The sequence below is a fragment of the Paraburkholderia unamae genome, from assembly GCF_003268775.1.
Lineage (GTDB): Bacteria > Pseudomonadota > Gammaproteobacteria > Burkholderiales > Burkholderiaceae > Paraburkholderia > Paraburkholderia unamae.
Window position 1 is genome coordinate 1 of sequence record NZ_QLSU01000051.1, and the last position, 19,746, is coordinate 19,746.

Consider the following 19,746-nt stretch of genomic DNA (forward strand, 5'->3'; position numbering starts at 1 on the left):
ACGCGCGACGGCTGGCAGATCACCATCGACGGGCGCTGCACCGTGGAAGATGAATCGTTCGATCGCGCGGTGCGGCTTGCGGCGCGCACGTGGCTCGATATTCCGCGCGCGCCGCTCACATTGCGCCGCCGTCGCAAGCGCGCGGTGAAGGCGGCAGTGGCGCTGTTTCCGCATATTATCTAATACGTCTGCGACGGTTTGATCCGTCACGCCGCCGCACTCTGTGCCAGCGCTTACAGCGCCTTCACAAGTTCCGGCACCGCCTCGAACAGATCGCCCACGAGGCCATAATCAGCCACGCCGAAGATCGGTGCATCGGCATCCTTGTTAACGGCAACGATGACCTTCGAGTCCTTCATGCCCGCAAGGTGCTGAATCGCGCCGGAGATGCCCACGGCCACATAAAGTTCGGGCGCAACGATCTTGCCGGTCTGTCCGACCTGCAAATCGTTGGCAGCGAAGCCGGAATCGACGGCCGCACGCGAAGCGCCGATCGCCGCGCCGAGCTTTTCCGCGAGCGGGTCGAGCAGCGTGAAGTTGTCCGCGCTGCCGAGCCCGCGTCCACCGGACACCACCACGCGCGCGGCGGTTAGATCGGGGCGATGGCTCGTCGCGATCTCGCGGCGAATGAACTTCGACAGACCCGTATCGGCAACGGCGGGCGCGGACACGATCTCGCCGCCGCCACCCGTTGCCGCCGCGGCGTCGAACGCGGTGGTGCGCACGGTCGCGACTATGATGGCATCGGCGCTTTGCACGGTGGCGATCGCGTTGCCCGCGTAGATCGGGCGCTGGAACGTGTCGGCGCTGTCGATCGCGACGATGTCCGAGATCTGCGCCGAGTCGAGTTTCGCGGCCACGCGCGGCGCGACATTCTTGCCGGCGGCGGTCGCGGGGAACAGCACGTGTGAATAGTCGCGCGCGAGCGCCACGACTTGAGCGGCGACGTTTTCCGCGAGCGCGTCGGCGAGGTGCGCGGCGTCCACATGAATCACCTTGTCCACGCCCGCGACCTTGCTCGCGGCTTGTGCAACCGCCTGCGCGCCGTTGCCCGCGACCAGCACGTGCACGCCGTTGGCGAGTTGTCGGGCCGCGCCGATCGTGTGCAGCGTGCTGATCTTCAGTTGGACGTTGTCGTGTTCGGCAATAACGAGAGTCGTCATTTAAATCACCTTCGCTTCGTTCTTGAGTTTGTCGACGAGCGCCGCGACGTCCGGCACGATCACACCGGCCTTGCGCGCGGCGGGCTCGACCACCTTGAGCGTCTTGAGCCGTGGCGCCGGGTCCACGCCCAGCGCGGCGGGCGTGACGGTGTCGATGGGTTTCTTCTTCGCCTTCATGATGTTCGGCAGCGTGACGTAGCGCGGCTCGTTCAGGCGCAGATCGGTCGTGACGATGGCGGGCAGCGAGAGCGCGATCACTTCGAGGCCGCCGTCCACTTCGCGCGTGACGGTGGCTGTCGAACCCTCGATCTCGATGTGGCTCGCGAACGTGGCCTGGGGCCAGTCGAGCAGGGCGGCGAGCAACTGGCCGGTCTGGCCTGCGTCGTCGTCGATGGCCTGCTTGCCGAGAATCACGAGTTGCGGTTGTTCCTTTTCGACGACGGCCTTGAGCAGCTTCGCGACGGCAAGCGGCTGGAGTTCGGCGTCGGTCTCGACCAGAATGCCTCGGTCCGCACCGATGGCGAGCGCGGTGCGCAGGGTTTCCTGGCTTTGCGCGACGCCGCACGAAACGGCCACGACCTCGGTGGCCTTGCCCGCTTCTTTCAGGCGCGTGGCGGCTTCGGTGGCGATTTCGTCGAACGGATTCATCGACATCTTCACATTGCCGATATCGACGCCCGACTGATCGGATTTCACGCGCACCTTCACGTTGTAATCGACGACGCGCTTGACGGCGGTAATCACTTTCATTTAATCAGTTCCTCTAATTCAAACATTCGGTTGCGCGCTTGCGGTGCTCACGGGTCCGGTCGGAGTCGCGTCCTCAGGACACCGCGCCGAGACCATATTTGCCGGTCAGCAATGCGCCGGTTTCGAAGCGCTCGATCGAATAAGGTTTGAGCGAGACGTCCGTGGGCAGGCCGAGCGCCGCTTGCGCGAGCACGCGCCCCACCGTGGGCGAGAGCTTGAAGCCGTGGCCCGAGAAGCCGTAGCCGACCACGAGTCCTTCGATGCCCGGCAAGGTGCCGAGCACGAGGTTCCAGTCGGGCGTGACGTCGTACACGCCGGTCCATGACGAAGCGATGCCCGCGGTTTCGTATGCGGGGAAACGCTCGGCGACCTGCGCGCCGACTTCGACGACATAGTCCATCGGAATATCGCCTTGCCCGGTTTCAGCGGTAGAGAGCTTTTCGCCGACAATGCCTTCGCTCACGAGCATCTGGAACGCGTATTTGGCGGCGTCGCCTTCCTTCGTTGGACAAGTCGTGAACACAGTCTGAACGCTACATCGATCGCGCTGCGCAATATAAGCAAGAGCGATGATTAGCAAAAGCGGATCTGCGATCAATCAACCGCATTAGCCCCGCCCGTCGCGGTGGCGGTGGCATCGTCGCCTGCCGTCCAGCCGCCGCCCAGTGCGAGATACAGCTTCACCGTGGCGAGCGCAGCGTCGGTTTGCGCCTGCGCCAGCGCGTCCTCGCGCTGCAACGCGTCGATACGCGCATTGAGCACGTCGTCGAGCGTGCGCTGTCCGCCTTCGTACAACTGCCGCGCGCTCTGCGCATTGCGCCGCGCGAGGTCGAGCGACGCGTCGAGCCGCGCGCTGCGCGCGTCGAAGCCGTGGCGCAGCCCGTACGCGTCATCCACTTCTTCGAGCGTTTGAAGCAGCGCCTTGTCATGCTGCGCGAGCGCCGCCTGCAAGCGCGCATCGTTCGCGGCGACGTTGGCGCGCAGGCGTCCCGCATTGAAGATCGGCAGATCCGCGCCCACGCCGATGAGTCCCCCGGCGCCCGACAAGCCCGGCAGGCCGTCGAGATGGATATGGCCGTCGAGCCCGATGAACGTGAGGTAGAAGCGCGGAAAGAGATCGGCCTTCGCGCTGCCGAGCCGCGCCGCCTGCGCGCGCACGAGCGCCGCGCTCGCCCGCACGTCGGGACGGCGTTCGAGCACGGAAGACGGCACCTCGCCCGCGGGCACGGGCGGGACTTCCAGCGCACCGGGCGTGCCGAGCGGCGTGGCGTCCTGCGCGGCGCGTCCCGTGAGCACCGCAAGACGCCGTTCGCGCACGGCGATCTCGCTCACGAGGAGCGGCCGCTGTGCCTCCTGGCGGGCGATCTGGTCGTCCACGCGGCCCAGGTCGTAGCGCGTCGCCTGCCCGGCCGCGAAGCGCGCACCGGCGTAGTTTCGCAATGCGCGCAGCGTGTCGAGACTGCGATCGAGCACCGCGAGCCGCCGTTGCAGCCCGCGCGCGGCGAGATAATTTTGCGCGACTTCCCCGGCGATCGCGATGCGCGCCCCGCGCAACTGCTCCTGCGCCGCGTCGGCCATCGCTAAAGCGGCTTCGGCGTCGCTCGCACGGCGGCCGAACACGTCCACCTCCCAGATCGCGCTCACGCCGCCCGCCCAGGCATCGAGGTCCGGCGTATCGTCGGGAGCGCTGGACGGATCGCGCAGATTGCCGAATCCGTGCGCGGCCCCCGCCTGCGCGGCGAGCGACGGGTAGCGCGCCGAATCGGCCATCGCCGCGATCGCGCGCGCCTCGCGCACACGCGCCTGCGCCGTGCGCAGGTCGTCGTTCGCGTGCAGGGCGGCTTCGACATACGCGCTCAACTCGGGGTCTTGCCACGTTCGCCACCAGCTCGTGAGATCGGCGCAGGCGTCATGCGCGGCAGGCACTTGCGTGAAAGCGGCGGGAACGTCGCGCTGCGGCGGCACGTCTACCTTGACGAGCGAGGTGCAGCCCGCAAGCGCGGCCGCGAGGCACAGGGCGCCGGCGCGCAGCGTCATGGAAGGGGGCGAGGGATAACGTGGACGGATCATCGCGGGTCAGCCTTGTTGCGCGAGCATGGAGCGAAAGCGCGCGAGCGCGAGCAGCAGAAAAAGGGCGCCCGCAGCGCTCACGCCCGCGAGCTGCGGCCACACGATGTCGAGGCCCGCGCCCCGAAACAGGATGGCCTGGGTCAACGACACGAACTGGGTGGTCGGCAGCAGCTTCACGAACGGTTGCATCGCGACCGGCATGCTTTGCACCGGCGTGGCCGCGCCCGAGAGCAGATACGCGACCGCGTAGGTCGGCACCGCGAGCAGGCCGAACTGGGGCATGGCGGGCGCGAGCGTGGCGAGCCACATGCCGAGCGCCGTGACGGAAAAGAGGTAGAGCGCGGTGCTGAGCGCGAACAGCCCGAGCGAGCCCTGTAGCGGCACGCGCAGCCACAGATTGACGACGAGCACGAGCGAGAGCAGCGACACGACAAAAATGACGAGTCCATTCGCGAGAATCTTCGCCACTGCAATTTCGCTCGCGCGCACGGGCATCACGAGCAGATGCTCGATCGTGCCGTGCTCGCGCTCGCGGATCACGGCCGCGCCCACGAGAATGATCGAGAGCACCGTGATGTTCACGACGATCTGCATGCTGGAGGTGAACCAGTACGATTCGGTGTTCGGGTTGAACAGCACATGCACCACCGCGTGCGCGGGCAATTGCGCCTGCGCGTTGCGCGCGCGCAGGAACGCGAGCGTTTCGGCGACGAAGATTTGCTGGAGATACGCGGTGCCGAGCCCCGCCTGGGTCATCGCCGTGGCGTCGACGAGCACCTGCACGCTCGGCGCGCGGCCCGCGAGCACGTCGGCTTCGAAGCGCGGCGGAATCTCGATCGCGAAGATATAGGTGCCGCGATCGAGTGCCACGTCGATGTCGCGCCGCTCGACGTCCACGGGCGGCTTGAAGTAGGGCGGCTGGATCGCTGCGCGCAGTTGCCGCGAAAGCTCCGAATGGTCGGCATCGACGATGGCCACCGACGCATTCGAGACTTCGGCCTTGATGCCTTTGGCCACCGAGTACACGGCGAACGTGAAGGCGAACACGATCAACGTCATCAGCGTGGCGTCGCCGAACAGGCTGAAGATTTCCTTGTGCGCGAGCCGGGCGACGTTTCTGAACCATTGCAGCATCGCCTATGCCTCCTGCTTCGGCAGCAGGCACCACGCGCCGAACAGGTAGGCGAGCGCGAAGCCGAGCAGCGCGACATACATCGTGCCGAAGCTCGCCATGCCCAGCCCTTTCGTGAAGCTGCCGAGGCTCACGAGCTGGAACCACGACGAGGGAAAGCCAACGCCGGCCCAGTAGCTGGTGCCGGTGAGCGTGGAAACCGGGTAGAGCAGCCCCGAGAAGTTCACGGACGGAATGAGACAGAGAATCGCCGTGCCGAAGATCGCCGCGACCTGCGAGCGCACGAACGTCGAAACGAGCAGGCCGAGCCCCGTGGCCGCCAGAACGAACAGCAGCGCGCCGATGGACAGCGCGACGAAGGAGCCCTTGAGCGGCACGCGCAGCACCGTCACGGTCAGCGCGACGAGCAGCAGATAGCTCAGCATCGCGAGCGCCGCATACGGTATTTGCTTGCCGAGCAGATACTCCCCTACGCTCGCAGGCGAAGCATAGAGGTTCGTGATCGAGCCCATTTCCTTTTCCCGCACGACGCCGAGCGCGGTCAGCATGGTGGGAATCAGGATCAGCGCGAGCATGATGATGCCCGGCGTGATGGCGTAGATGCTGCGGAACGTTTCGTTGTAGACGAAACGGGTTTCCACGCTCATCGGCAGCGCGGGCTGGGCGACGGGCGCGCGCGCCATCTGCGTGCTCACGTAGCGCAGCAGCACGGCGTTCACGTAAGTGTCGATCGTCGCGCCCGGAAACGGGCTCGATCCGTCCACGTAGAAGGCGAGTTCCGGGCGGCGGCCGGCCAGCAGGTCGCGGCCGAAGCCAGGTGGAATTTCCACCACCAGTTGCGCGTCGGCGGCTTGCAAGAGTCGTCTCGCGTCGTCGTCGCTGCGCGCCTCGCCGGACGGCACGAAATAGTGAGAGCCCGCGAACTGCTCGATCAGTTCGCGGCTCGCCACGGTGCGGTCGCGGTCTAGCGTGGCGAAGCGCACGTTGTCCACGTCGAACGAGACGCTCCATGCGGCGGCGAGCAGCAGCACGATCGGGCCGAGCAGCGCGAACGCGAGCCGCAGCCGGTCGCGCGCGAGTTCGAGCGTTTCGCGGCGCGCGAATGCCCAGATGCGCGCGAGCGGCGGCACGGCGGCAAGCGCGCCGGCCATCCTGGACGCGCGGCGGGGCGCTTTGGCCGCCTTCACTGCATCGGGAGCTGCCGCAGCGGCGCCCTTCGCCGTGCCGGCGGATTGCGCCTCATCGCGCTGCGCGTCTTCGAGCCAGGCGACGAACGCGTCTTCCAGCGTCGCCGCGTGGCGCGCTTCGCGCAGCGCCTCGGGCGTGCCGACCGCGAGCACGCGCCCGCGATGCATGAACGAAATGCGGTCGCAGCGCGCGGCTTCGTTCATGAAGTGCGTGGAGATGAAAATGGTCACGTGCGCGTCGCGCGACAGTCTGGCCAGATGCCGCCAGAACATGTCGCGCGCGCCGGGATCGACGCCCGAAGTGGGCTCGTCGAGAATCAGCACTTCCGGCCCGTGCAGGCAGGCGGCGGCCAGTTGCAGCCGCTGGCGGATGCCGAGCGAAAGGCTGGCCGGCCGGTCGTCCGCATACGGCGCGAGTTCGAAATCCTCAAGCGAGCGTGCAACCGCGCTCCTCGCGCGCTCGCCCTCCATGCGGTAAAGCTTCGCGTGCAGTTCGAGGTTCTGGCGCACGCTCAATTCCTCGTACAGCGAGAACGACTGCGACATGTAGCCCACTTTCATGCGCGTGCTCATGTCGGTGGCCTTCACGGGCTTGCCGAGCAAGGTGGCCGTGCCTTCGGTCGCGTCCAGCAGGCCGGTCAGCATTTTCATCGTGGTCGTCTTGCCGCAACCGTTCGAGCCGAGAAAGCCGAAGATTTCGGCGCGCTCGATGCGAAAGCTCACGTGATCGACGGCGACGAACGAGCCGAAGCGCCGCGTGAGCCCGACGGCCTCGATCGCGGGCGGCCCCGCAACGGGCTCGCGCGGCGCAATGACCAGCTTGCCCGCGTCCCCGCGCTTTTGTTCCGGCAGGAGCGCGACATAGGCGGCTTCGAGGTTCGGCGTCCCCGCGCGGCGCAGCACCGCTTCGGTGCTGTCGCTCACCAGCACGCGGCCGTCGTCCATGGCGACCAGATGCTCGAAGCGCTGGGCCTCCTCCATATAGGCCGTCGCCACGATCACGCTCATGCCCGCGTGCTCGCGCCGCAGGTCGTCGACGAGGGTCCAGAACTGCCGGCGCGACAGCGGGTCGACGCCCGTGGTCGGCTCGTCGAGAATCAGGAGGTCGGGGTTGTGCACGAGCGCGCAGCACAGGCCCAGCTTCTGCTTCATGCCGCCGGAAAGCTTGCCCGCGGGCCGGTCGGGGAAGGGTGCGAGGCCCGTCGCGTCGAGCAGCCGGGCGATGCGCCGGGCGCGTTCGGCCTCGGCGAGTCCGAACAGCCGCGCGAAGAAGTCGACGTTTTCGTAGACCGACAACGTTGGATAGAGATTGCGCCCGAGCCCCTGCGGCATGAACGCAATGCGCGGCAGCACGCGCTCGCGCGCGTCGCGCACGCGCAGGTCCGCGCCGAGCACGCTCACTTCGCCGTGCTGCACGCGCTTGACTCCGGCGATGAGACCGAGCAGCGTCGATTTGCCCACGCCGTCCGGGCCGATCAGGCCGATCGTCGTGCGCGCGGGCAGGACCAGCGAGACGCCGTCGAGCGCGCGCGTCGCACCGTACTGGTGCGAGACACCGGCAATGCGAATCGCTTCGCCATCCTTACGAAGCCCCGTGGCTTCGTCTCCAGGCGCCATCGCCTAGCTCCCGCGTACGGCGAGCGCCTCGGGCCACGGGCGCGACGGATCGACGCGCACGTAGCCTTCGCCCGTCATGCCGCCTTTCAGGCGCGAGGCCAGCTTGCGCGCGACGTCGAGCGGCAACTGGAGCTTCACGCGGTACATGAGCTTCGCTCGCTCACTATCGGTTTCGACATACTTGGGCGTGAACTGCGCGTCGTCCGACACATAGCCGATGCGCGCGGCAATGGGCTCGCGAGGGAACGCGTCGAGCACGATGCGGGCGTCCGCGCCGATGGCGAGCTTGCCCGCCTGCGGGCCGGGCAGAAAAATCGTGAAGTAGATGTCGTCGGGGTTGAGCATCGACACCACGCGGCCGCCGGCCGGGAGCACCGTGCCGACCTCGACCACGCGATATTCGACGCGCCCCGCGAGCGGCGCGCGCACGGTCGTGTCGTTGAGCACGGCTTGCAGCCGCGCGATCTGGGCATCGGCTTCCGCTATGGCGGACTGCGCTTCGGCGCGCGCCGCGCGCGCGGCGCTTTCGCCCGCCTGCGCGCCTTCCAGCGCGAGGCGGCGTCGATCACGTTCGACCGGCGAAATCTGCGCGGCGTCCAATAGTTTGGTTGCCTGCGAAGATTCGAGCTGCGCGAGGCGCACCTGCGCGCCGCTTGCGTCAAGCTGTGCGGCGGCGCGGGTGGCGGCGCCCGCCGCGCGTTCGCGGGCGGCCTTCGCCGCGTCGAGCTGGGCGCGCAACTCGTCGTTGTCCTGACGGGCGACGACGTCGCCCGCTGCGAGCATGTCGCCCTCGTGCACCGGCAGATCGACGATACGGCCGCCGTACTTCACCGCCACATCGACGCGCGCGAGTTCGAGCCGACCGTTTGCGTGCGCAACGTTATCCGGCAGACCGCGCCCCTGGTTGCGCTGCCAGACGACGGCCGCGCCGATCGCCGCAACGATCGCGACTGCCGCGAGCGTCCAGCCAAGCTTCTTGTTCATCAACTACCCTGCGTAGCGTGTTGAATGTGCCCCATGACATTCGCGCCATGAATATACGCTGGCCACCGATTTGATGGCGCGCGAATGGCCGGCGAGAGGGCACAGAAGGGCACAAGAGGGCGCGAGAGGCATGGCGAGCCATTCGGTGTGCGGTCGATCGCCCGCCGCCTTGTTAAACCAGCCCCGCCGCCTCGCGCAGCTTGCCGCCGTCGAGGAGTTCGATGGCGCGCGGACCTCTGCGCAGAATCGCGCCTTCCGCTTCGAGCGCGTTGAGCGCACGGCTCACCGTTTCGATGGTCAACCCGAGATAGTCGGCCATGTCGCGACGGCCCATCGGCAGCGTGAATTCGCTCGTGCCGCCGCCGGATTGCGCGCTCACGTGCTCGACCCACAACAGGAAGCCCGCGAGCCGCGCGCTGGCATGCTGCTTTGAGACGGTAATGGCATGACTCTGCGACGAGCGCAGCTCATGACATAGTTTGCACAACAAGCCGATGTTCAGGCGCGGATCGCGTTCGAGTATCGCCTCTAATGCCTTGACGGGAATCTGGTACGCAAGCAGGGGAGTGAGCGCCTGCGCGGTCGCGACATACTGGCCGTCGACGCTGAGCCCGAGCAGATCGCGCGGAAACAGAAACGCCGTGACGTGGCGGTCGCCGTTCGGCTGCAACTGAAACGTCTTGGCGACGCCGCTGATCACGTTGTAGACGAACTTTGCCTCGCCGCCCTCGGCGTACAGCATCGCGTTGCGGCGCACGCTCACGAGTTGCGAAATGGCCATCAGCGCGTCCTGGTCCGCGGCGGAGAGCAACTCGACCGCCGCGCCGTCCCCGCCCTTCTGGAACGGCGCCGCATAAATGGACGGCCGGTAGCGAGACGGGGGCGCCACCGGCGTCTGGGCATCGTTTTGCTCCGCGATTTTCTTGTCGAACACATTCATGACCTGCCTCTTTCTCTTTTGCTTGTTCTCATCCGGCGCGCGGCACGCCGGTTGCGTCGTCCACGATGCCAGGCTCGCCTGTCTGCACCGATGTTCCCGCCGTGCCCGCGGCGAGGCGTGCGATGTCCGCCAGCGCGCCGATCGACGCGCGCCGGCCGGTGCTGCGCGCGAAATCGCTGGCGGCCTCGACCTTCGGTCCCATGGACCCGGCCGCGAAATCGTACGCCGCGAGCGCGTCCGGATGCGCGCGGCGCACGCGGCGCACGTGCGGCGTGCCCCAGTCCAGATAAACGCCGTCCACGTCCGTCGCGATCACGAACAGATCCGCTTCGATCGCGCGGGCCAGCAGCGCCGCGCTGCGATCCTTGTCGACCACGGCCTCCACGCCATCATATTGTCCGCCCGGCGCGCGGACCACGGGCACCCCGCCGCCGCCTGCGCAGATCACGATCGAACCTTGCGCGAGCAGCGCCCGCACCGCATCGAGCTGGAGAAACCGCTGCGGCGCGGGGCTCGGCACCACGCGCCGAAAACCGTTGCCGTCCGCGGCGACGCTCCAGCCGTGCGCCTGCGCGGCGGCGCTCGCCTCGTCACGCGTGAGTATCGCGCCAACGGGCTTGTCCGGCCGCGCGAACGCGGCGTCGGCGCGGTCCACTTCGACCATCGTCAGCAGGGTCGCGCACGCGCGCGACTCGTGCATCTGGTTGCGCAGTTCGAGTTCGATCAGATAGCCGATCATGCCTTCGGTCTGCGCGTCGAGCACGTCGAGCGAAAAGCGCTGCGCCGGCGGCGCGCTTGCGCCGAGCGCGGCCAGCAGCCCGACCTGCGGGCCGTTGCCGTGCACGATCACGAGTTCGTTGCCCGGCGCGACGCGAGCGAGCTGCGCCGCCGCGTCGCGCACGTTGCGGCGCTGCGTCTGCGGCGTCATCGCCTCGCCGCGCCTGAGCAGCGCATTGCCCCCAAGGGCGACCACGATGCGCATGCCGTTCCCCTCAGAGCGCAAGCGTCGCGACCAGCACGGCCTTGATCGTATGCAGACGGTTCTCGGCCTGTTCGAACACGATCGATGCCTCCGACTCGAACACCTCGTCGGTCACTTCCACGCCATCATGCAGCCCGTAGCGCTCGGCGAGTTCTTTGCCGACTTCGGTATGCGAGTCGTGAAACGCGGGCAGGCAGTGCATGAACTTCGTGCGCGGATTGCCGGTTTTCGCGAGCAGCGCGGCATTCACCTGGTAAGGCAGCAGCGCGTCGATGCGCTCGCCCCACTTTTCCGGCGGCTCGCCCATCGACACCCACACGTCGGTATAGACGAAGTCCGCGCCCTTGACCGCCTCGCCGGGCTCGTCGGTGAGCGTCAGGCGCGCGCCCGTTTTCGCGGCGATCTCGCGGCATTGCGCGATCAGGTCGTCGCGCGGCCAGAGGTTGCGCGGCGCGCACAGCCGCACGTCCATGCCGAGCTTCGCGCCCACGGTCAGCAGCGAATTGCCCGTGTTGTTGCGCGCGTCGCCGATATAGCAGTACGCGATGTCGTGGAGCGGCTTGTCGCTGTGCTCGCTCATCGTCAGCATGTCGGCGAGCATTTGCGTCGGGTGAAACTCGTCGGTGAGGCCGTTGTAGACGGGCACGCCCGCATACTTTGCCAGTTCCTCGACGACTTCCTGGGCGTAGCCGCGATACTCGATCGCGTCGTACATGCGGCCCAGCACGCGCGCGGTGTCCTTCATCGACTCCTTGTGGCCGATCTGCGAGCCGGTCGGGTCGATGTAGGTGACGTGCGCGCCCTGGTCGTGTGCCGCCACTTCGAAGGCGCAACGCGTGCGCGTCGAGGTCTTTTCGAAGATCAGCGCGATGTTCTTGCCCGTGAGGCGGGGCGTTTCGGTGCCCGCATAGCGGGCGCGCTTGAGGTCGCGGGAGAGGTCGAGCAGATAGCGGATCTGGCGCGGCGTGTAGTCGATGAGCGTCAGGTAGCTGCGATTGTGTACGTTGAACATGGTGACAGTTTTTCGTGAAGGAGTGCGCGGCTCAGAGGGCGATGGGGTCGCGCTCGATCGGGCAACTGAGGCAATGGCTGCCGCCGCGCCCGCGCCCGAGTTCGCCGCCCGGGATCTCGATGACTTCGATGCCGGCCTGGCGCATCTTGCGGTTCGTCCACGTGTTGCGGTCGTAGGCGAGCACCACGCGGCGATCGAGCGCCAGCACGTTGTTGCCGTCGTCCCATTGCTCGCGCTCGCTTTCATAGCTGTCGCCGCCCGTGGTCAGCACGCGCAGCGAACCCACGCCGAGCGCATTCGCCACGACTTCGAGGAACTTGCCGTCGTGGCGCTCGTAGCGGATCTGGCCGAGCGCGTCGCCGGCGTAGAGGCTCGTGCAGCGGATCTCGTCCGCTATGCCCGGATAGATGCTCACGAAATCGGCGTCGAGGAACGAGAACACCGTGTCGAGATGCATGTTCGCCCGCGCCTTGGGCATCTGGCAGGCGATCACACGCTTCGCGCCATGGCCCGCGAACAGTGCGCGCGCGACCTGGGTGACCGCCTGCGGGCTGGAGCGCTCGCCCATGCCGATCAGCACGACGCCGTTGCCGATCGGCATGACGTCGCCGCCTTCGAGCGTTTGCGCGCCGTGATCGCGCTCGGGGTCGCCCCACCACGTGCGCACCTTGCCCGCGAAGCGCGGATGGAACCCGTAGACCGCCGCGAGCAGCAGCGTTTCCTTGCGGCGCGCGGGCCAGAACATCGGGTTCAGCGTGACGCCGCCGTAGATCCACGCGCTCGTGTCGCGCTGGAAGATCAGGTTGACGAGCGGCGGGATCACGAAGTCGGAGCGTTCGAGATAGCCGCCGAACAGCCCCCGCGCGTCGAACGGCAGCTCGGATTTCGCCACGCCGCCGATCAGCGCGTCGGCAAGACGTTGTGCGGGCAACGACTCCAGCCAGAGCCGCAGTTCGCGCAGCATGCCCGTGCCGACTTCCTCCTCGGTGATGCGGCGGTCGAGAATCCAGTCGCGCGCGTTCGGGTCGAGGCAGACTTCGGCGAGCAGATGATGGAATTCGAGCACGTCGACGTCGCGTTCGCGCAGCACGCGCACGAAGGCATGATGATCTTCGATGGCCCGGTCGACCCAGATCACGTCGTCGAACAGCAGCGCGCCGCAGTTGCCGGGCGTGAGCCGGCGATGCGCGAGGCCGGGCGCGCACACCATCACGGTGCGCAGCTTGCCGGCTTCCGAATGAACGCCGAAAGGCATGATCAGTTCTCCTGTGCGAGGTTATTCGATGACGACATAGGTATGGAGGCGCGTGCGCCCGTCGTCGCCGGTTTGACGGTAGATGCCCTGGATTTCGTTCTCGAAGCCCGGAAAGCGGTTGCCGCCTTCCTCGAACACGCGGAAATAGTCGAGCATCGGCTGGGCGCGCGCGTCGTAGCGCTCGCCGGGCACGACCACGCCAATGCCGGGCGGGTAGACGAGCGCGAGCGTCGCCGCGATGCGCCCGCCAATGCGCTCGATGGGCAGCAGTTCAACGTCGTTGCGCACGAGCGCGTGCATGGCATCCTGCGGCGACATGGCGGGCTGCGGAAAATGCTCGGCGCGAAATTGCTCGCGCTGGAGCGCGCTCACGTTGCATTCGCGATAGAACGCATGCATCTGCGCGCACAGGTCGCGCAGGCCGACACCCGCATAGCGCTCGCGATGCGTGGCCACGAACGCGGGCATCGCCACGTCGAGCGGCGCGTTGTCGTCGTGGAGCTGCTTGAAGCGCACGAGCGCGGAGAGCAGCGTGCCCGCTTTCGACGATTCGAGGCCGGGCGTGAGCAGAAAGAGGATGCTGTTCAGATCGTTCTTCTCGGGCACAATGCGCTGGCCGCGCAGGAACTCGGCCAGAACCGGCGCGGGAATGCCGTGCTCCGCGTATTGCCCGCTCGCGCGGTCGAAGCCGGGCGTGAGCAGGGTCAGCTTGTTGGGATCGGTCATCGCGTAGCCGGGCGCGAGCGGGCCGAAGCCGTGCCACGCGGCGTTCGGCGCGAGCGCCCAGCAGCGCGGGTTCGAGGCCAGTTCGTCGGTCGGCAGGTCCTCCCAGCGTCGCGGCACGTCGCTTGCGTTCACAGCGTTCGGCGAGCACCCCGGCGCAGGCTCGGGTGCGAATTCGGCCACGAACGGATCGAAAAACCAGCGCCGCGCCGGGTCGGTTTCCGTGGCCGCGTACTCGTCGCGCAGCGCGCGAATCTTCTTGCGCAGTTCGATGCCGAGCCGGATCGTGTCGTCCCACAGCACTTCGCCGGAACGCCCGCGCATCATCTGTGCGCCCACGTCGAGCGAAGCAAAGAGCGGATAGAACGGCGACGTCGACGAATGCTGCATGAACATTTCGTTAAAGCGCCAGTGATTGACCTGGCGGCGCTGGCCGTTCAGGTGCGAATCCTTGATGTGGATTTGCGAGGCTTGCGAGAAACCGGCGAGCTGCTTGTGCGTCGATTGCGTCGCGATGATGCCGGGCGCGTTCGCGTCGAGCCCTTCCACGCCCATCGCGAAGCGGCCGCGAAAGAGCGGATGAAACTTCATGAAGCCCGCCCACGCCTCGTCGAACACGATGTAGTCGCAAAGCGGCCCGAGCTTCTCGACGATCAGGCGCGCGTCGTAGATCGTGCCGTCGTACGTGCATTGCTCGATCACGGCGACGCGGAAGGGGCGCGCCCGCGAGGCTGCCTGCGTGTCGCTCACGAGCGGATGGCGGCGGATCGACTCGCGAATCGCGGCTTCGTCGAGCGCGGCGAAGTCGATCGGTCCGATCAGGCCGTGCGCGTTGCGCGTGGTCGGCAGATAAACGGGAATGCCGCCGGCCAGCAACAGCGCGCCGTGGTGCGCGGCCTTGTGGTTGTTGCGATCGAACAGCACGAGGTCGCCAGGCGCGACGAGGGCGCTCAACGCAATCTTGTTCGAGGTGGACGTGCCGTTGAGCACGAAGTAGGTCCGCTCGGCGCCGAAGATGCGCGCGGCCGCCTTCTGCGCGGCGAGCGCCGGGCCCTCGTGCACGAGCAGGTCGCCGAGACCCACCACGGAGTTGTCCAGGTCGTTGCGGAACACGGCTTCACCCAGATGCTTGACGAACGCGCGGCCGATCGGACTCTTCTGGTAGAACACGCCGCCGTTGTGGCCGGGACAGGTCCACATCTGGTTGGCTTCACCCGCGTAGTCGACCATCGCGCCGAAAAACGGCGTCTTGAGCGAATGGGCATAGTTGTGCAGATGCCCCACGAGATTGCGCGCGACGAACTCGGGCGTGTCCTCCTCGACGAACACGTAGCCGCTCACGAGGCTGAGCACGCGCACCGGAATCTCTTCGAGCCGATGGCGCTCGGCGAGGATGAACACCGGCACGTCGAGGCCGCGCTCGCGCACGAACTGCACGAACGCCTCGACCTCGTTTTCGGGCTCGGCTACGGACCATTCGATGACGATGCAACCGATCGCCGCGTCGCCGCGCACGGCGCCGCGGGCGTCGGCCGTCGTCGCCATCTGCGCGACCTCGTAGCCTTGCCGCGTCAGTTCGGCAACGATGCGGCCGATGCGCGACTGCGCAAACGTATTGGGCTGCGGCGTGGCGCAGCAGAACAGGAAGCCGAATAATCTATCGTACGACATGAAGATACCTCGTCAGGATGCCGATCGAATTCAGCCGATGGAAACGATGCCTTTGGCAAACAGCACGAACGCGACGATCGCCGCGACGACCAGCACGACCACGGCCACGCGCTCGCGCGCGGTGAACACGGGCGCGTGCGGGTCCTTTTCGCGCTGCGCATACCAGAACACGGGAATGCCGGCCACGAAGAAGATCGTCGACATCAGCAGATAGGTGGGGCCGGCGGCATACAGGAGCCAGGCGGAATACGCCGTGCCGAGCACGCCGGTCCATAGCGACGCGCGCTTGCCTTCGCCTGCGTGAATCTGGAAGTTCTTTTGCGTCGCGCATTTCCAGAGGAAGCCGGTGCTCGCGAGATAGGGCGGCAGGATCATCACGCCCGCGACGCTGATGAGCCACATCCACGCGTCGTGCGCGAACAGCACGACGAACATCATCGCCTGCATGACGGCGCTGGAGAGCCACAACGACGGCGCGGCCGCGTGATGGCGGTTCTCATGCGAGAGCACGCGCGGGAAGATGTTGTCCTTCGCGGCCGCGAACGGCAGCTCCGCAACGAGCACGGTCCACGCGAGCCAGCAGCTCAGCACCGAGAACAGCAGCGCGACGACCACGAAAATCGCACCCCAGTGCCCGACCAGTTGTTGCAGCACGTACGCCGACGAAGGGTTCTGCAATCCGGCGAGCGTTTTCTGCGGCATGACGCTGAAGGGCAGCGCCGAAAGCAGGAAATACAGCGTCGTGCACACCGCAAGGCCGATGAAGGTCGCCGTGCCCACCTGATGCTGATTACGCGCGCGATCCGAAACGACCACGGCGCCCTCGATGCCGATGAACACCCACAGCGTGACCATCATCGTGCTCTTGACCTGCGCGAGCGTGCCGCCCAGGTGCTGCTGCTGGCCCCACACGTCGAACGTAAACTGGCCTTTCTGGAAGAACAGCGCGATCACGACGATCGCCACCGAAAGCGTGACGATGTTCACCACGCTCGCCATCGAATTGAGAATGGCGGTGCGCTTCACGCCCGAGAGCACCATGAAGTGCATGGCCCAGATCAGCAGGGAGCCGCCCAGTATCGACTGCCAGTTCTTGCCGTCGAGCGAGGGGAAGAAGTAGCCGAGCGTCTGCATGATGAGCACCGCGAACGCGACGTTGCCGAACGCGGAACTCAGCCAGTAGCCCCATGCCATTTCGAAGCCCGCGAACTTGCCGAAGCCTTCGCGCGCATACGAGTAGATGCCGGCGGTCAGGTCCGGCCGCTGGTCGGCGAGCGTGCGAAACGAGTTCGCGAGGAAGAACATGCCGACGAGCGTGATGATCCACGCGATGGCGATTGCGCCGAGGCCCGCGCCCGCCGCCATGTTCTGCGGCAGATTGAAGGCGCCGCCGCCGATCATCGAGCCCACGACGATGCCGCTGAGCAGCACGACGCCGAGCTTGCGCGAGTCCGGGCCGCCGCCCCCGGCGGCGGGGCCGGGCGGTTGCGAGGGCGTGGTCAGGCCAGTTTTTTCCGCGATGGGTTGGTTCATTATCGTTCTCCGGGAAAGGGGGCCGGCGGCTTGGCGCCGGCGGTCGGCTACAACGCGTGCGAGAAGGGTGCGGGAAACGGATGAGAAGGGCGCGATCCGTCGAATCAGTTGCGGTTGGGCGAAGCGCCGGACGTCACGACGCTCAGCCGGTACGCGCCGTTTTCGACTTCGACGCCGTGAATGTCGTGAGTGAAGCCCGGAAAGGCGCGATCGAACGCTTCGAGCGCCTTGAGGTACGCGAGCGCGGAGCCGTTGTCCGCACCCGCGTTCTCGCCCGGCATGAGCAGCGGAATGCCGGGCGGATAGGGCACCACGCCCGTGGCGAGCGTGCGGCCCGCGAGCGCGTCGAGCGCGACGGTTTCGATGCAGCCCTTGACCAGTTGCTCATACGCCTCGGCCGGGCTCATGTCGGGCACGGGCAAATCCGAGAACGCCTGCGCGAGCCGGTCCGTCGAGCGCAGATCGCGCATCGTTTCGAACATCGAGGCGGCGAGGTCGCGCAGGCCGAGCCCGGCGTAACGCGCGGGATGCTCGCGTACGAGCGCGGGCAATGCTTGTTCGAGCGGCGCGTTGCTTGCGTAGTCGCGGTGGAATTCGAGCAGGGCATTGACGAGCGTGCCCCACTTGCCCTTGGTCACGCCAATCGAGAACAGGAACAGGATCGTGAAGTCGGTCGTCTTTTCGGCGACGATGCCGCGCGCGTCCAGATAGCTCGTGACGATGGACGCGGGAATGCCGGTTTCGGCCGGCGCGCCGCACGCCTGCACGCCCGGCGTGACGATCGACACCTTGATCGGATCGAGCATGCAATAGCCGGGTTCGAGCCCGTCGAAGCCGTGCCACGCGTCGCCCGGCTCCAGCGTCCAGCACGACGCGTCGGCGGCGAGCCGCTCCGGGTCCGCCAGATGAAACGGCACGCTGCCGCCTTCGGCATCCCTGATCGATTCGGGCTGCCAGGCATCGAAGAACCAGTCGCCGCGCGCGGCAAACTCCGCGTGCAGGCGCGACATCATCTGCCGGAATGCGATCGCCTCGTGAATCGACTCCGAGGTCAATGCGTGGCCGCCGGGGCCGTCCATCATCGCGGCGCTCACGTCGTTCGAGGCGATGATCGCGTACTGCGGCGAGGTCGAGGCGTGCATCATGAACGCCTCGTTAAAGCGCGCATGCTCGATCGGGCGCCGGCCGTCGCGCACGTGGATCATCGAAGCCTGCGAGAGCGCGGCGAGCAGCTTGTGCGTCGATTGGGTCGAGAATATCGTGGGGCGCGACGCGTCGTGAGCACCCGGCTCGCCGTGCATCGCGAAGCGGCGCGCGTAGATCGGGTTGAAGCGCGCGTAGCCGTACCACGCCTCGTCGAAGTGCAGCCGGTCCACCCGCTCGCCGAGCAGCGCCTCGACGCGGGCGACGTCGTAACACAGGCCGTCGTAGGTGGAATTGGTGACGATCGCGTGCACGGGCGTCGGGTCGACACCGTCACGCACGAGCGGATTGGCCGCGATGGCCGCTTCGAGCGCGGCCGCCGCGAGCCGCGCGGGCGGGATCGGCCCGATGATGCCGTAGCGGTTGCGCGTGGGCAGCAGCCAGGTCGGTATCGCGCCGGAAAGCGTCATCGCATGTTCGACCGACTTGTGGCAATTGCGGTCGCACAGCGCGACCTGGCCGCGCGTGACGCTCGCCATGAGGATCACGCGATTGGACGTGGAGGAGCCGTTGGTCACGTAGTAGGTGCGATGCGCGCCGAACACGCGCGCCGCGTAGCGCTCGCCTTCGCCTATCGGGCCGGAGTGATCCAGCAGCGAGCCAAGCTCGCCCACCGAGATCGACAGGTCCGAGCGAAACAGTTCCTCGCCGAAAAAGCTGAAGAACGCGCGGCCGACCGGCGACTTGAGGAACGCGGTGCCGCCCGTGTGGCCGGGCGTGTGCCAGGAGTATTCGTAGACCTGGGAGAACGCGACGAGCGCGCGGAACATGGGCGGGAGCACGCGCTCGCGGTAGCGGTGGATCGCCGCGAGAATGCGCCCGCCGATGAAATCGGGCGAATCCTCGTGCAGCCAGATGAAATCGTCGACTTTCTCCATCGCTTCGGCCGGGATGGCGGAGGCCGCCTGACGGCTCGCGAGCAGGAAAACCGGCAAGTGCGCGTTGCGTTGGCGCGCTTCACTAAGCACGCTCATCGCTCCGGCGTGCGCGGGGTCGTCGTGCAGATCCCAGTCGAGCAGCAGGCACTGGATCGAAGCGTCGGCGGCGAGCGTTGCGCGGGCGTCCTCGGCGCTGCGTGAGCGGACGACGTCGATCTGGCGGCTGGCGAGATCCTCGTCGAGCATGCGCTCGGCGCGGCCCGCGGCGGTGGACTCGGCGAATTCGTCGCTGACGAACAGCGCGCGCATGGGGAAGCGGTCGGTGATCGTGCGGATCATGGGCGGGTCCCGGAAGACGGGTGGTCGAACGACGGGCATCGCGCGGACTGCCGCGCGCGGGCGGCGCGGCGGGGCGCGAAGGCAGGCGTGGATGAAGAGAGCCCGGTGCGAGACCGGACGATTAGCGAGGCGATCGCCGCGGTAGTGCGTGAACCCATGTACGAAGCGCTCCCCATCTTTTTGCGCGCGCGGCAGGAACGCGCAGACACACGATGCCGGCTTGCGCTGGCGAATCGTGGGTCTGACATGGCGAGTCACGACGCGGCGAAATGCTTGATTTGGTCGATCGGAGGTTCGATCGGATCGC

The 19,746-nt window shown here is 67.2% G+C and carries 13 protein-coding genes and 2 pseudogenes; 1 reads left to right on the plus strand and 14 read right to left on the minus strand.

Features of this window, described 5'->3' with window-relative positions:
• Positions 1-183: pseudogene (locus C7401_RS45275) on the plus strand (hypothetical protein); the annotation flags it as partial.
• Between the two features lie 50 nt (positions 184-233).
• Here the strand turns inward: C7401_RS45275 and C7401_RS42535 are convergent.
• The 14 genes and pseudogenes from C7401_RS42535 to C7401_RS42600 form a co-directional block, all read right to left on the minus strand.
• Positions 234-1,163 (minus strand): electron transfer flavoprotein subunit alpha/FixB family protein, encoded by a 930-nt coding sequence (locus C7401_RS42535; RefSeq protein WP_112178057.1) that lies wholly within the window; start codon positions 1,161-1,163, stop codon positions 234-236.
• On the minus strand, positions 1,164-1,913 hold the full coding sequence (locus C7401_RS42540) for an electron transfer flavoprotein subunit beta/FixA family protein (RefSeq protein WP_112178058.1): 750 nt from the start codon (positions 1,911-1,913) through the stop codon (positions 1,164-1,166).
• Between the two features lie 73 nt (positions 1,914-1,986).
• Positions 1,987-2,385, minus strand: a pseudogene (locus C7401_RS42545) (NAD(P)/FAD-dependent oxidoreductase); the annotation flags it as partial.
• 122 nt (positions 2,386-2,507) lie between these two features.
• A complete protein-coding gene (locus C7401_RS42550) occupies positions 2,508-3,983 on the minus strand; it encodes a TolC family protein (RefSeq protein WP_181565827.1) in 1,476 nt (491 codons plus the stop codon).
• Positions 3,984-3,989: 6 nt separating this feature from the next.
• The gene (locus C7401_RS42555; RefSeq protein WP_112178060.1) at positions 3,990-5,117 is read right to left on the minus strand and encodes an ABC transporter permease; all 1,128 of its coding nucleotides are present in this window, start codon (positions 5,115-5,117) and stop codon (positions 3,990-3,992) included.
• Between the two features lie 3 nt (positions 5,118-5,120).
• Positions 5,121-7,919: a ribosome-associated ATPase/putative transporter RbbA gene (gene rbbA / locus C7401_RS42560; protein ID WP_112178061.1), complete on the minus strand. Its 2,799-nt coding sequence runs from the start codon at positions 7,917-7,919 to the stop codon at positions 5,121-5,123.
• A 3-nt stretch (positions 7,920-7,922) separates the two neighbouring features.
• Positions 7,923-8,903, minus strand: coding sequence for an HlyD family secretion protein (locus C7401_RS42565; protein ID WP_112178062.1), 981 nt, complete (start codon positions 8,901-8,903; stop codon positions 7,923-7,925).
• A gap of 172 nt (positions 8,904-9,075) precedes the next feature.
• The gene (locus C7401_RS42570; RefSeq protein ID WP_112178063.1) at positions 9,076-9,843 is read right to left on the minus strand and encodes a Crp/Fnr family transcriptional regulator; all 768 of its coding nucleotides are present in this window, start codon (positions 9,841-9,843) and stop codon (positions 9,076-9,078) included.
• A gap of 28 nt (positions 9,844-9,871) precedes the next feature.
• Positions 9,872-10,825, minus strand: coding sequence for a carbamate kinase (locus C7401_RS42575; RefSeq protein ID WP_112178064.1), 954 nt, complete (start codon positions 10,823-10,825; stop codon positions 9,872-9,874).
• Positions 10,826-10,835: 10 nt separating this feature from the next.
• Positions 10,836-11,837, minus strand: coding sequence for an ornithine carbamoyltransferase (locus C7401_RS42580; protein WP_112178065.1), 1,002 nt, complete (start codon positions 11,835-11,837; stop codon positions 10,836-10,838).
• 31 nt (positions 11,838-11,868) lie between these two features.
• Positions 11,869-13,092 carry an arginine deiminase gene (locus C7401_RS42585; RefSeq protein ID WP_181565828.1) on the minus strand — a complete coding sequence of 408 codons (1,224 nt, stop codon included), beginning with the start codon at positions 13,090-13,092 and terminating at the stop codon, positions 11,869-11,871.
• A 21-nt stretch (positions 13,093-13,113) separates the two neighbouring features.
• The gene (locus C7401_RS42590) at positions 13,114-15,486 is read right to left on the minus strand and encodes an Orn/Lys/Arg family decarboxylase (RefSeq protein WP_112178067.1); all 2,373 of its coding nucleotides are present in this window, start codon (positions 15,484-15,486) and stop codon (positions 13,114-13,116) included.
• A 30-nt stretch (positions 15,487-15,516) separates the two neighbouring features.
• A complete protein-coding gene (locus tag C7401_RS42595; protein ID WP_112178068.1) occupies positions 15,517-17,019 on the minus strand; it encodes a basic amino acid/polyamine antiporter in 1,503 nt (500 codons plus the stop codon).
• A gap of 104 nt (positions 17,020-17,123) precedes the next feature.
• A complete protein-coding gene (locus C7401_RS42600) occupies positions 17,124-19,439 on the minus strand; it encodes an Orn/Lys/Arg family decarboxylase (RefSeq protein WP_258397465.1) in 2,316 nt (771 codons plus the stop codon).
• Positions 19,440-19,746: the final 307 nt, after the last annotated feature.

What these genes read in the sequence shown, in the direction of transcription:
- C7401_RS42535 (WP_112178057.1), bottom strand. Translation starts at nt 1,163, where the DNA reads ATGACGACTCTCGTTATTGCCGAACACGACAACGTCCAACTGAAGATC.
- C7401_RS42540 (WP_112178058.1), bottom strand. Translation starts at nt 1,913, where the DNA reads ATGAAAGTGATTACCGCCGTCAAGCGCGTCGTCGATTACAACGTGAAG.
- C7401_RS42550 (WP_181565827.1), bottom strand. Translation starts at nt 3,983, where the DNA reads ATGATCCGTCCACGTTATCCCTCGCCCCCTTCCATGACGCTGCGCGCC.
- C7401_RS42555 (WP_112178060.1), bottom strand. Translation starts at nt 5,117, where the DNA reads ATGCTGCAATGGTTCAGAAACGTCGCCCGGCTCGCGCACAAGGAAATC.
- rbbA (WP_112178061.1), bottom strand. Translation starts at nt 7,919, where the DNA reads ATGGCGCCTGGAGACGAAGCCACGGGGCTTCGTAAGGATGGCGAAGCG.
- C7401_RS42565 (WP_112178062.1), bottom strand. Translation starts at nt 8,903, where the DNA reads ATGAACAAGAAGCTTGGCTGGACGCTCGCGGCAGTCGCGATCGTTGCG.
- C7401_RS42570 (WP_112178063.1), bottom strand. Translation starts at nt 9,843, where the DNA reads ATGAATGTGTTCGACAAGAAAATCGCGGAGCAAAACGATGCCCAGACG.
- C7401_RS42575 (WP_112178064.1), bottom strand. Translation starts at nt 10,825, where the DNA reads ATGCGCATCGTGGTCGCCCTTGGGGGCAATGCGCTGCTCAGGCGCGGC.
- C7401_RS42580 (WP_112178065.1), bottom strand. Translation starts at nt 11,837, where the DNA reads ATGTTCAACGTACACAATCGCAGCTACCTGACGCTCATCGACTACACG.
- C7401_RS42585 (WP_181565828.1), bottom strand. Translation starts at nt 13,092, where the DNA reads ATGCCTTTCGGCGTTCATTCGGAAGCCGGCAAGCTGCGCACCGTGATG.
- C7401_RS42590 (WP_112178067.1), bottom strand. Translation starts at nt 15,486, where the DNA reads ATGTCGTACGATAGATTATTCGGCTTCCTGTTCTGCTGCGCCACGCCG.
- C7401_RS42595 (WP_112178068.1), bottom strand. Translation starts at nt 17,019, where the DNA reads ATGAACCAACCCATCGCGGAAAAAACTGGCCTGACCACGCCCTCGCAA.
- C7401_RS42600 (WP_258397465.1), bottom strand. Translation starts at nt 19,439, where the DNA reads ATGATCCGCACGATCACCGACCGCTTCCCCATGCGCGCGCTGTTCGTC.